The 13,154-nt window shown below is 55.2% G+C and carries 9 protein-coding genes; 6 read left to right on the plus strand and 3 right to left on the minus strand.

Annotated features, from left to right (window positions below; translation table 11 throughout):
* The first annotated feature begins 110 nt into the window (after nt 1-110).
* Nucleotides 111-1,457: a tRNA (N(6)-L-threonylcarbamoyladenosine(37)-C(2))-methylthiotransferase MtaB gene (gene mtaB / locus M3089_RS01280; protein WP_249081307.1), complete on the plus strand. Its 1,347-nt coding sequence runs from the start codon at nt 111-113 to the stop codon at nt 1,455-1,457.
* Complete coding sequence (locus M3089_RS01285; RefSeq protein ID WP_249081308.1) at nt 1,458-2,474, plus strand: glycosyltransferase family 2 protein; 1,017 nt, start codon at nt 1,458-1,460, stop codon at nt 2,472-2,474. It begins immediately after the preceding gene.
* Between the two features lie 120 nt (nt 2,475-2,594).
* Here the strand turns inward: M3089_RS01285 and M3089_RS01290 are convergent, their stop codons facing one another.
* Nucleotides 2,595-3,821 (minus strand): DUF4861 domain-containing protein, encoded by a 1,227-nt coding sequence (locus M3089_RS01290; RefSeq protein WP_249081309.1) that lies wholly within the window; start codon nt 3,819-3,821, stop codon nt 2,595-2,597.
* Between the two features lie 201 nt (nt 3,822-4,022).
* Between M3089_RS01290 and M3089_RS01295 the strand changes: the two genes are divergently transcribed.
* A complete protein-coding gene (locus M3089_RS01295; RefSeq protein WP_249081310.1) occupies nt 4,023-4,826 on the plus strand; it encodes a gliding motility protein GldB-related protein in 804 nt (267 codons plus the stop codon).
* Between the two features lie 238 nt (nt 4,827-5,064).
* Here M3089_RS01295 and M3089_RS01300 read toward each other — a convergent pair whose 3' ends face one another.
* Nucleotides 5,065-5,979 (minus strand): TIGR01212 family radical SAM protein, encoded by a 915-nt coding sequence (locus M3089_RS01300; protein WP_249081311.1) that lies wholly within the window; start codon nt 5,977-5,979, stop codon nt 5,065-5,067.
* Nucleotides 5,980-6,061: 82 nt separating this feature from the next.
* Here M3089_RS01300 and M3089_RS01305 point away from each other — a divergent pair, with 82 nt between their 5' ends.
* Genes M3089_RS01305 through M3089_RS01315 form a run of 3 tightly spaced genes read left to right on the plus strand, consistent with a single transcriptional unit; the run spans nt 6,062 to nt 11,356 of the window.
* A complete protein-coding gene (locus tag M3089_RS01305; RefSeq protein ID WP_249081312.1) occupies nt 6,062-8,269 on the plus strand; it encodes a S9 family peptidase in 2,208 nt (735 codons plus the stop codon).
* A gap of 46 nt (nt 8,270-8,315) precedes the next feature.
* Nucleotides 8,316-10,634 (plus strand): DUF4861 family protein, encoded by a 2,319-nt coding sequence (locus M3089_RS01310; protein WP_394802230.1) that lies wholly within the window; start codon nt 8,316-8,318, stop codon nt 10,632-10,634.
* On the plus strand, nt 10,631-11,356 hold the full coding sequence (locus M3089_RS01315) for an SDR family NAD(P)-dependent oxidoreductase (protein ID WP_249081314.1): 726 nt from the start codon (nt 10,631-10,633) through the stop codon (nt 11,354-11,356). The genes M3089_RS01310 and M3089_RS01315 overlap by 4 nt, the downstream gene beginning before the upstream one ends.
* A gap of 113 nt (nt 11,357-11,469) precedes the next feature.
* On the opposite strand, the gene M3089_RS01320 is transcribed toward M3089_RS01315, so the two are convergent.
* Nucleotides 11,470-12,669, minus strand: coding sequence for an alpha/beta hydrolase family protein (locus M3089_RS01320; protein WP_249081315.1), 1,200 nt, complete (start codon nt 12,667-12,669; stop codon nt 11,470-11,472).
* Nucleotides 12,670-13,154: the final 485 nt, after the last annotated feature.

Genomic DNA, 13,154 nt, shown 5'->3' on the forward strand with positions numbered 1-13,154 from the left:
AAATATGCTCTGAAGCGTAGTTGAGCATTAATGGCGGTGCAATTTGTGTGCTTTTACAAAAAAATGCTTACCTTTGTAGGGTTTAATATTTACGCAACAATAGTATATATATGATAGATTCATCAGCCTTTCAAGGCAAAAAAGCCGCTTACTATACCTTAGGCTGCAAGCTCAACTTCTCAGAGACGTCTACTTTTGCGCGTCTTTTGCAGGAGATGGGAGTGCGCGAAGCGGCCAAAGGCGAGACGGCCGACCTTTGCTTGGTCAACACCTGTTCTGTTACAGAGGTTGCCGACCACAAGTGCCGTCAGGCCATTCATCGCATGATACGCTCCAACCCAGGTGCTTTTGTCGTAGTGACGGGATGTTACGCCCAGCTGAAGCCCGAGCACATCAGTGCCATGGATGGAGTTGACCTTGTGCTTGGTGCCAACGAGAAAGCCAACCTCATAAGCATCCTTTCCGAGCGTTGGAGCGCTGTTGGCAATGCTTCCGACGGTCATTTGCACGAGCATTATTCAGTCAAGACACAGGATATAAACTCTTTTGCTCCCAGTTGTTCACGTGGCAATCGCACACGATATTTCCTGAAAGTGCAGGATGGCTGCGATTATTTCTGCACTTATTGCACCATACCTTATGCTCGTGGCTTCAGCCGAAACCCAACAATAGCTTCGCTTGTCGGACAGGCGGAGCAGGCGGTGGCCGACGGTGGCAAGGAGATAGTGCTAACGGGAGTGAACATAGGCGACTTTGGCAAGACCACCGGCGAGACATTTCTCGGACTGGTTAAGGCCCTCGATGGGGTAGAGGGAATACACCGCTACCGCATAAGCAGCATCGAGCCCGACCTTCTCACCGACGAACTGATAGACTATTGCGCCCAAAGCCGCTCGTTCATGCCTCATTTCCACATACCGTTGCAGAGCGGCAGCGACACTGTGCTCAAGCTCATGCACAGGCATTACGACTGCAGTCTGTTTGCCGGAAAGATAAAACGTATAAAAGAGGTCATGCCCCATGCCTTCATAGGAGTTGACGTCATGGTGGGAAGCCGTGGCGAAACGCCCGAATGCTTTGACGAGACCTACGCCTTCCTTGAGAGTCTTGACGTGTCGCAGTTGCACGTCTTCCCATATTCAGAGCGGCCTGGCACGTCGGCGCTCAGCATACCTTATGTGGTTGAAGAGCCGGAGAAGAAGCGCAGGAGCCGCTTGCTGCTTGATTTGTCTGACCGCAAGTTTCACGACTTTTATTCGCGTTTCGTTGGCAGCGAGGCCGAGGTGCTCTTCGAGAAAGCCAAGCGCGGCAGGGCCATGCACGGCTTTACGCGCAACTACATACGCGTAGAGCTGTCGCCCAACGACTCCTTGCCCGAGCTTGACAACCAGTTGATAAAGGTAAGGCTCGGCGATTTCAATCATGACAATACTTCATTAAAAGCCACATTATTATAAATGGACAAGATAGCAATCGTTATATTAAACTGGAACGGGGCGTCGATGATGCGGCGCTACCTGCCTGCTGTGATGAAGTATTCAGGTGGTGATGCAACCGTTTATGTAGCCGACAATGCTTCGACAGACGGATCGCTGGATATGCTTTCGGCCGAGTTTCCCGAATGCAAGGTAATCAAGTTTGACAAGAACTGGGGGTTTGCCGAAGGCTACAACAAGGCCTTGGCCCAGATAGAGGCCGAGTATTACCTGTTGCTCAATTCTGACATAGAGGTGTCACACCACTGGCTGACGCCCCTTGTCGAGTTTATGGACACCCATCGCGATGCGGCTGCCTGCCAGCCCAAGTTGCTTTCTGTCGTTGATGGCGACTGTTTTGAGTATGCCGGAGCTTGCGGCGGGTTCATCGACAAATACGGCTACCCGTTCTGCCGTGGCCGTATATTCGATACGGTTGAGCGTGATGACGGCCAGTACGACTATCGCCAAGAGATATTCTGGGCAACTGGGGCGGCCATGATGGTGCGTTCGGCCGACTATTGGAAGGCCGGAGGCCTTGACGGCCGGTTTTTTGCCCACAACGAAGAGATAGACCTGTGCTGGCGATTGCGCCTTTTGGGCCGGAAGATATACTGCATACCCGAGAGCTATGTCTTCCATCTTGGCGGTGGAACGCTGCCCAAGGGCAACCCGATGAAGACATTCCTAAATTTCCGCAACAATCTCACCATGTTGTACAAATGCCTTCCTGACCGCGAATTGAGGCACGTAATGCGCATGCGGTGGGCGTTGGACTATTTGGCAGCTTTCGAGATGTTGCTGCTCAAGCACAGTTGGGGCGACTTCAAGGCTGTGTGCAAGGCAAGGCGTGCCTTTGCCCGCTGGAAACCGGATTTCGAGGCCGACAGGCGCAAGATACAAAGCAGTTGCGTTTTGTCAGACATACCCGAGCGCCGTCCTTTCTCCATCCTGTGGCAGTATTATGTGAGAGGCAAGCGCCGTTTTTCCGATTTGTGACCTAATAAGGGTGTACAAGGAAGGTTTTACGTTGATTGCCGGCGGAACCCGGTAAGCAAAAACCGGCACGGGCGTTTGCGACTCGTGCCGGTTTTCCTTTGGCCGCAACAGCAGCCATTGTCAGTAGCTCACCTTTACCGGGGCGTTTAGTTCCTCTTTCCAGGCCTTCAGGTAGTCAAACCATTCCTTTGAGCTGTGGTAGCCAAAGTTCTCGTTGTCAGAGCAGAACGTGATGTTATAGTGCAGCTCGTCTGTCGCGTTGCCCACCACGTATGGGTAATTGTCCTTGTCGGCCGGCAGTTCCTTTACGATGTTCTTGGCCGGTATTGATATGCCGAGGCCAACAGTCTCGCGCTTGTGTCCGGCCGAGTCTTTTTCCGACACAGGCCAGTCGGTGCCCCAGCAACCGCGCAGTCCGTCCTTGTCGCTCAGTTCCACCGAGTTCTTCACGTTGATTATTCCCGTTGCGAATTGGTAGTCTGCCACCTGCCTGTCAAACTTTATGTCTACGAAGCAGTCGCGTCGTCCGGCATACAGCGTATACCTTGTGGTCATGTCAATCTTTTCCTTGCCGGGGTTCATCGTGTTCCAGCCCTCGTCAACCACTTCCACTATCGTGCGCAGCGGTCCGCGCGATACAATTCGCAGCGTGCGGTGGTCAACATCCTTGAGCATCTGCGGAGCGCTGCCGTTCCATCCGCGCAACGCCCCAAGTCCGAATGTCTCGCCCACCCACAGCACGTCGTCGCCAAAACCGGCAGCTTTCTGCTCCTTGCTCGGGTAGAATTGCGTTTGCTTTATCTCCAGGCCCTTGCGGTATTTGCCGTAAGTGTCAACGGTCTGTCGGTGGTCGAAGTATATCCTGTAGGCCACCATGTCGTTTTCAAAGGCCGGACCGTGATGATGCAGCATCCAGTACGGGTTGGTGCCGTTGTCCACGGTGAGGCTGCTTATGTAAAGGTCTTGCTTGTTGTTGCTTTTTATTTTTTTGTTGGTCATGAGCATTTCGGCATACACTTGCGGTTCGTAAGAGCGTGGCGTGCCGTTGTCTTCGAGCGTCACGTTGAATGCCTGCTTGCTTGCCTTGCCTATGTCTGTCAGAAAGCAAAGCTCGTCGTACTTGCCGTCGCCGTCAAGGTCGTCGAGCTGCGAGGGTATCTCGGTGCCGTTATTCATTACCAGTGCCGATTTTACGTCGATGCCGCATTGTGCCAGCTGAATCACCACCGGTGCGGCTTTGCGGTCTGTCTTTGAACTGTTCTCAACACTCACGCTGAGAGTTTTCTGTGCAGCCGCCATTGACAGCGTGGCTGCCAGGAATGCCATTGTGACAAATTTCCGTTTCATGTCGAAATGTTCTATTAGTTAGTTTCTTCACGACAAAGTTACTTAAAATAACGCAGAAATTATTCGTTTTGGGCTGATTTGCTTACGAAAATGCCTTTTTTTTCATGGATTTTCGATTGTTTTAGCTTAAATTTTAGGTTTTTAAAATATTTATTGCTATATTTGCATCGTAGTTAACAATACAAAATATTATTTATCTAAGTGCGTAAGGTATATTACATATTGGCTTTGGCCTTGCTCGTCTTGTGGGGATGCGAGTGGCACCTAAAGCCGAACGGCAGCGACCGTGCGGAGGATGGAGTGGTTGTTGAGCGTTATGACCGCATCCAGAGCCTGTATCTCACCACCGGCGACTTTTCCGCACTGCAGCAATTGAATACGGAATATCCCATGCAGACGCGTGCCTTGATAGAGGACGTGCTGCGCATAGGCAGGGTTAACGACCCCGAAATCAACACCAAGTTCCTGAAGTTTTACCAGGATATTGTTCTCCAGAGCCTGATTAACGAGGTAGAGCAGCAATATGCCAACATGGATGACATAAACAAAGAGCTCACCGAGGCTTTCGGCAGGCTGCGCAAGGCTGTGCCCGAGATTGCCGTGCCGCAGATTTACTCGCAGATTGGTGCACTCGACCAGAGCATCGTCGTGGGCAACAACACGCTCGGCATAAGCCTCGACAAATATCTCGGGGCCGACTATCCGCTCTATCTCAAGTACTACCCGAAGTCGCAGCGCGAGCAGATGGTGCGCTCTATGATTGTGCCCGACTGCATGATGTTCTACATACTGAGCCAGTTTCCGATGCCCCACGACAAGGAGATGTCACAGTCAGACTGCGACATTCACATGGGCAAGATAATGTGGGTGGTCAACAAGGTCACGTCGAAGCGCACATTCAGGAATTCGTATGTAGCCATGATAGACAGGTATATGAAGCGCCACAAAAACGAGACCATTGCCACGTTGTTGCGCAACAACGACTATGCTTCGATAGCCAAGTAGGGTGGTGCCCGGGCTTTCGCTGTGCCACCAAGATAGTCTGACGCATTGTTTCAACTGATCATTTGCAATAGTTTGTAGCTCAATCAATTATAGAGCGGGCCGTTTCGCCATCCGAAACGGCCCGCTTTGCATTCAATCCACGCCGCGTCTGGCTTTTTCAGCCAGCTGTTATGTCGTCCGCCGGCCATCCCCGTTGTCGGCCGTTACGCTTTGTCGGCCGTGGCAGTCGCTTGCCCTTTCATGAGAGTTGCCCCTGCCTTATGCCGTTCTTTAGCATGTAGTTTACAAGCAGGTTGGCAAACTCATGGTTCTTCAGTCCCCATTTTGGTGCGATGACCATGCCTTGCGGCGACTGCGAGGTGAACCTCTCGACAACCAGGTCGGCCCTTATCCTTTGCAGATAACTTGCTATCAGTTCTATATATTCTTCGGCCGAGTAGGTGTGAAACGGTTTGCGGGCATATTCTTCGGCCATCTTCGTGCCTTTTATTATCTGCAGTTGGTGTATCTTCAGCACGTCGATGTCGAGCGACGAGACTATGGGTGCCTGCCTCAGGCTTTCTTCGCGGCCTTCGCCGGGCAGGCCCAAGATGACGTGGGCACCGGTGGTGATGCCCCTTTCCGCCGTTTCGGCCACGGCCCGTCGAGCGCATTCAAAGTCGTGGCCTCTGTTTATGGCCGCCAGCGTGGCGTCGTTGGCCGACTCGATGCCGTATTCAACGGTGACAAAGACCTGCCTGGCAAGCTCGCCCAGATAGTCGAGCAGGCTGCCGGTCACGCAGTCGGGCCGCGTGCCGATGACCAGCCCAACCACCCCGTCTACCGACAGCGCCTCGTCGTACATCCTTTTCAGCCGTTCCAACGGCTGGGCGTAAGTGTTGGTATATGCCTGGAAATAAGCCAGGTATCTCATTTCCGGGTATTTGCGCGCAAAGAAAGCCTTGCCTGCTTCCAACTGTGCCGCTATGGTGTGGGCAGGGTTGCAGTATTGCGGGTTGAACGTGTTGTTGTCACAGAAGGTGCATCCACCGCTGCCAATGCTCCCGTCTCGGTTGGGGCACGAGAAGCCAGCGTCTACCGAAATCTTCTGCACGCGGTATGGAAACACCGTGCGAATCCATGTGCCGTAGTCGTTATATAGCTGGTTATTCATATTATTTAAAACAATCGGAATGCAAATTTACGAAAATAATGTATAACTTTGCCCATTATTTAAGTATAAACCAAACTCAGAAATGAAAAGAATGGCAGTTTTGTGTGCAACGTTGCTGTTTGCGGCGTCGGCCATGCTTGCCGGCGAGCGGCTCGACCTTAAGGCTGTGGCCGGCGGCGACTTTGCAGGCGAGGCGCTTACCCGCGTCGAGCCAATGGCCGACGGTGAGACGTATGCGCAGATAAGTAAAGACGGCAAACAGGTCGTCAAGTACTCTTTCAAGACCGGCAAGCAGGTTGGGGTCATATTCGATGCCAATGCTGTCAGGGGCGCCAACATTGGTTCCATCGACGGATATGTGATGAGCCCCGACGGCAGGCGGATGCTCATCCAGACGCATACAAAACGCATCTACCGCCGTTCGTTCACGGCAGAATACTATATCTACACGTTAGGCAACAGCTCGGTAGTGCCCCTGTCTGACGGCGGGCCGCAGCAGACTCCCATATTCTCGCCCGACGGCAACCAGATTGCCTTTGTGCGAGACAACAACATCTTCCTCGTCAAGTTGCTCTATGACAATGCCGAGAGCCAGGTGACCAAGGACGGCAAGCGCAACGAAGTGATAAACGGAATACCCGACTGGGTGAACGAGGAGGAGTTTGCCACCAACAGCAGCATGGTGTTCACTGCCGACAGCAAGCAGATTTGCTGGATCCGTTACGACGAGTCGGCTGTCAAGGAATATTCAATGCAGATGTTCAAGGGCTCAAACCCGTCCATGGACGAATATGCCGATTATCCCGGGTTCTATTCGTATAAGTATCCCGTGGCAGGGGGCGAAAACTCGAAGGTGGCCGTCTACAGCTACGACATAAAGTCGAGGCAGACGCGCAAGATGCAGTTGCCCCTCGATGCCGACGGCTACATTCCGCGCATAAAGATGACGAGCGACCCCACAAAGGTGGCCATATTCACACTGAACCGCCACCAAGACAACCTGTCTATATACATGGCCAACCCTCTCTCCACCGTATGCCAGCTGGTAATACAAGACAAGGTTGACAAGTACTTCAAAGAGGAAGCCATGGCCAACATAAAGATTACCGACAGGCACATACTCATGCCCAGCGACCGCGACGGCTATATGCACCTCTACCTCTACACGCTCGGCGGCCAGCTCAAGCGCCGGGTGACCCGCGGCAATTATGAGGTCACCGATGTCTACGGCTACGACGAGGCCACGGGCGACGTATACTATGCCGCCAACGAGCTCGGGCCGCAAGACAAGCAGGTGTATGTGGCCCACCAGAATGGCAAGACCGAACGCCTCACGGCCCGCGAGGGATACAACAGCGCTACGTTCAGCGCCGGTTACAAATACTTCATCAACACATGGAGCGACATAAACACCCCGGTGGTATATACGCTTAACAACAATTCCGGCAAGGTGCTCTCAACGCTGGTAGACAACAAGGGGCTCAGGGAGAAGCTCGCCGCCTACGACCTCGGCACACGCGAGCTGTTCTCGTTTACCACCTCCGAGGGCGTGAAACTCAACGGGTGGATGGTCAAGCCGGCAGGTTTCGACGCTTCAAGGCGCTATCCTGTCATAATGTATCAGTATGGCGGCCCCGGCAACCAGCAGGTGCTCAACAGCTGGAACATTGGCATGTGCGGCCAGGGGGCCTTGCTTGAGCAGTACATGGCGCAACAGGGGTATATCGTGGTGTGCGTCGACGGTCGCGGAACGGGTGGCCGTGGTGCCGAGTTTGAGAAATGCACCTACCTGCGCCTGGGCGAACTCGAGGCCAAAGACCAGGTTGAGACCGCGTTGTGGCTGGGCAGTCAGCCCTATGTAGACAAGAACCGCATAGGAATATGGGGCTGGAGCTACGGCGGCTGGAACACGCTCATGAGCATGAGCGAGGGGCGGCCGGTGTTCCGTGCAGGCGTGGCGGTGGCCCCGCCCACAAGCTGGCGCTACTACGACACGGTTTACTCGGAGCGTTACATGCGCACCCCGAAAGAGAATCCTTCTGGCTATGACGAGGTGAACCCAATGGCGCGGGTCGACAAGCTCAGCGGCGCGTTGCTCATCTGCCACGGGCTGGCCGACGACAATGTGCATTTCCAGAACACTGCCGAGTACACCGAGGCCCTCGTGCAGGCAGACAAGGACTTCAAGGAAAACATATACACCAACCGCAACCACAGCATCTACGGGGGCAACACCCGCAATCACCTGTTCCGGCAGATAGTCAACTTCTTCAATGCCGAGATGAAATGAGGGCGGTGGAAAGAAAATGGCGAATTACAGTAAAACTATATCTATGATGGAAAAAAAACAGATTCTGAGTGTGATGGCCGCTGCGCTGATGCTCATACCCGCATCGGCAGGGGCCAAGGCAAAGAAGAAAAAGGCTGAAAAACAGCTGTCTACGATTGAGATCATTGACAAGGTGAACACCCATTGGCAGACTGCCAACAAGTCCGAAGTGAACGCTTTCTGGGACAATGCAGCCTATTTTACCGGCAACATGGAGGCATACAAGCTCACCGGCAACGCCAAGTATCTTGAGTATAGCGACAAGTGGGCGCGCCACAACAAATGGAGCGGTGCCACGGAGCAAGACCCGTCGAAGTGGCAATACAAGACGTATGGCGAAGACCAGCAGCATGTTCTCTTCGGCGACTGGCAGATTTGCTTCCAGACTTACCTCGACATGTATGCCATGAACCCCGACCCCTACAAGATTGCACGTGCCAAGGAGGTGATGGGCCGCGAGGCTGCCATGTCGCAAAACGACTTCTGGTGGTGGATCGACGCGCTGTACATGGTGATGCCGGTGATGACAAAGATGTACAATGCGACCGGCGACGTGATGTATCTCGACAAGCTTTACGCCAACTTCAAGTATGCCGACGACCTCATGTTCGACAAAGACGAGCACCTGTATTTCCGTGATGCCAAGTACATCTACCCTGCACACAAGACCGACGAGGGCAAGAAAGACTTCTGGGCTCGCGGCAACGGTTGGGCGCTGGCTGGCCTGGCTAAGGTCATTGCCGACATGCCCGAGAGCTACCGGCACAGGGCTTTCTTCGTAGAGCGTTTCCGTCAGTTGGCCGACGCCGTCAGCAAATGCCAGCAGGAAGATGGCTACTGGACCCGCTCCATGCTCGACGCCAAGCAGGCCGAAGGCCCCGAGACAAGCGGGACGGCATTTTTTGCCTATGGCCTGCTGTGGGGAATGAACCACGGTTTGCTCGACCGCGCCGTTTACGGCCCTGTGGCCGACAAGGCATGGACATATCTTTCTACTGTCGCTCTGCAAGACGACGGCTCTGTGGGCTACGTGCAGCCCATCGGCGAGAAGGCCGTGAAAGGCCAGAAACTGACAGCCGCCAACGTCACCAACTTCGGTACGGGGGCCTTCCTGCTGGCTGCCTGCGAGAAGGTAAGGTATGATGACGGCAGCGTAATGCCAGCTACCCCCGTGCAGTTTACGGTAAACGTCACCAATACGCTCGGCTCTTTCCGCCAGGAGGTGGTAGAGCTCGACGCTAAAACCGTGTTTGCCAAGCTCGGCATCAGCGGCGGCAGGCAGTTCCAGGTTTACAATGCTGTGGGCCAGCAAGTGCCTTACCAGATAACTTACGACGGCAAGGTGCTCATCGATGCTGCCGTGCGTCCGAATGGAACAGCCGTGTTTACGTTCAAGAAGGGCACCCCGAAGACATTTGTGAACACATGCTACGGCCGCATGTACCCGGAGCGCGTTGACGACATCGCGTGGGAGAACGACCGTGCGGCATACCGTTGCTACGGCCCGGCACTGCAGCGCACGGGGGAGAAGTCGTTCGGTAACGATGTCTGGGTGAAGAACACCCCGGAGCTCGTGGTTGAGCAACGCTATTACATCGAGGACACCAGCAAGGCCAAGATTGCCCAGCTGAAGAAGACCGACCCCGACGCGGCAAAGGCTCTCGAGATGGCCACCACATATCATTACGACCAGGGCAACGGACTCGACTGCTATAAGGTGGGCCCCACCTTGGGCTGCGGCACGCCTGCATTGATAGACGGCGACAACATAGTGTTCCCGTACTGCTACAAGGATTACGAGATTCTTGACAACGGCCCGTTGCGCTTCACCGTGAAACTGGTGTACAACCCGTCGAAGTATAAGACCGATGCCAACGTTGTCGAGAACCGTATACTGAGCCTCGACAAGAACTCCAACTTCAACAAGATGACCGTTTGGTACGACGGGCTCACCGTGCCGGCCGACCTTGCCACGGGAGTTGTGCTTCACTCTGAGGATGTAGACAATGTAGTGATGGGCGCCGACTACATTCAGTATGCCGACCCGACCGACAACCCTGCCGGACAGAACTTCCAGATATACGTGGCAACGCTCTTCCCCAATGGTGTGAGCCAGACAAAGAAGGTGATGAACGCCAACCCCGTCAACGGCAATGCGGGCCACGCCCTCGGCATTGTGGGCAACTACAAGAGCGGCCAGAAGTACACCTACTACTTCGGTTCGGCATGGAGCAAGTATGATTGCCGCAGCCAGGCAGAATGGCAGGAGCGTGTCAACTCGGCCCTGGCCGGCATCAAGACCCCATTGACGGTTGAGATAAAATGAAGACGGCAATAATTATCGGGGCTTCATCGGGCTTGGGCTACGAGGTTGCCAAGATATTGATCAACGACGGGTGGCGCATAGGTATCGCCGCCCGTCGTTTCGATTTGCTGCAGGCCTTGCAGTCGTCGGCGCCCGGCATGGTCGAGGCCGAGGCCATCGACGTTACGTCGGCCGACGCGGCCGACAAGCTGAGGCGGCTGGCAGACAGGGTGGGCGGCATGGATTTGTTTTTCATGTCGTCGGGCATAGGCAAGCAAAACGGAGAGCTCGACGAGACCATAGAGACGGCAACTGTAGCTACCAACGCCCTTGGCTTTGTGCGCATGGTGGGCGAGGCATTCCGCTACATGGCCGCCAACGGAGGAGGGCAGATAGCCGCCATCACCTCGGTGGCCGGCACCAAGGGCCTCGGGGCGGCCCCGGCATACTCGGCCACGAAGGCTTTTCAGAACACATACATGCAATCGCTCGAGCAGCTTGCGGCCATGCGCCACCTCGACATCTCGTTTACCGACATCAGGCCGGGCTTTGTGGCCACAGCCCTGCTCGGCGACTCGCCGCGCTATCCCATGCTGATGAGGCCCGAGGCCGTGGCCCGCATGGCTGTGCGTGCCGTCTACAGGCGCAGGCACCGCGTGGTCATCGACTGGCGTTGGGCCGTGGTCACAGCCTTGTGGCGGCTTATACCCGACTGGCTCTGGAGGCGCATGCGTGTGGCCTGACCGCCTTCCGGCCGGCCCCAACGGCAACGGCGCAACACTGCGGGCTGTCTGTAATGCCCGGCGGTGTTGCGCCGTCTTGTTGTATCATGGTGTATCCATGCGCCCGGCCCGGCTCATCTCGCCGTGTTGCCGCCGCCATTTTTAAGTTCACTGTCGAAGAAGCGGAGCACGCGCTCCTGTATGGCCCTGCCGCAAGAGTGGGGCACCTGCCAAATCTCGGTGGCCAGTTTGTCGTCGGCCCCCTGGCTCTTCCACACGTCGTGCATTATGGCAAACGATTTCTCAACGCCGTCGATGGGAAACAGGTGGTCTTTGGTGCCGTTGACAAACAGCATGGGCTTGGGGCAGGCCAGGCTCGCAATGTGCGGGTAGTCAAGGTATTGGCGCAGGCCGGGAATGCAGTTTGCAAAGCCTCCGTATTCGCGTTTCTTGTCCTTAACCGACATTTGCACGTCGGTGGTTGTCATCCAGCACACCGCGGCGCCGGCCCTAACCTTGTCGCTCAGGGCCGAGAGCATCCACGCCCTGTAGGCTCCCATCGAGCAGCCCATGCACCCAATCCTGTCCTTGTCTACCTCGGGCAGCGTGGCAAGGAAGTCGGTTGAGCTCATGTCGTCGTAAGTCATGAAGGCGCTGAGGTCGCGGCCCAGCATCATCATGTTGCCTGCAATGATGTCATACTTGCTCCTGTCAACGCCCTCTTCGCGGCCCCGCTCGCCCCACATGGGCGCGTCGATAGAGAATACCACATAGCCGTGGCGGGCAAGGTAGTCGCCCACATACTGCCCTTCATACAGGTTGGCAGCCCACTGGTCGGCGTCTTTTATCACGGCCGAGTCGACATCAAACGGCCGAATCATCTTTTCCTTGCCTATGTACAGGTGGCCGCCATGGTCGTGCAGGGCGTTGATGGCCGGGAAAGGCCCCTTGCCGTCGGGCACCAGCAGGTAGGCTGTCACCCGCGAGTATCCGTTGACGTTGAACATCAGCTTGCGCGCCGTATAGCCGTCGCGCCGCTCTTCGCCCACCACCTTCATGTCGAACGACGCGGCCCTGCGCGGCGGGGTCATCATGCATTCCAGCACCTTGGCCCGTGCCGCCTTTTTCCACTCGCCGAAGTCGCTAATCGGGCTGTTGCCCCATGCGAGCGGGTAGGTCAGTTCGGTCTTCAGCTCTTCGACATATCGCGGCAGGTCGAACGTAAACTCATAGTTTTCGCGCTTCTGCAACTTCTTCTTCTGTGCATAAGCACCTGTTGCCGTCGCGGCGGCCATGGCCGTTGCCAGGGCCAGGCACATCAATCCTTTGTTCATCGCTGTGGTCGTTTTAGTCTGTAATATGCGGTAGTGCAGCCCGGCCTCTGCCCCGTGGCGGCGCAATCACACCGGGCAGGCAGCAGCGTGGGCTACTGCAAAGTTAATCAAAAATAGTCAGAACGCAAGCATCAATCGTGCAAATTTTAGCGGCTGGTGACGCTTTTTGTAACGATTTGCGACATATTTTGGCCATGATGGCGAGCCTGAAGTCAAGGCGCTGAGCGCCAGGGTGTTGGCGTAGCCTTGCTTTATAGCCCTGCCAAACGGGCCATTCGTGACGGCCGCAAGGCCCATTTCGCCCCGCTGTATGGCCGTTTTGGCAGTGCCAGACGGCCCGTATTGCGCCGCGGCCCCTGTGTTGTCATGAAAAAATACCATTCTCCGTATTTTCCTGCATGCCGATAATTTTTTCGCCAACAGGCCCACGTTCGGTTTATTTTTAGTAAATTTGCAGTTGCGTTGGCCCTCCTGCCGACAGGCCC

Origin of the sequence: Marseilla massiliensis (assembly GCF_023336985.1) — a bacterium.
Lineage (GTDB): Bacteria > Bacteroidota > Bacteroidia > Bacteroidales > Bacteroidaceae > Prevotella > Prevotella intestinigallinarum.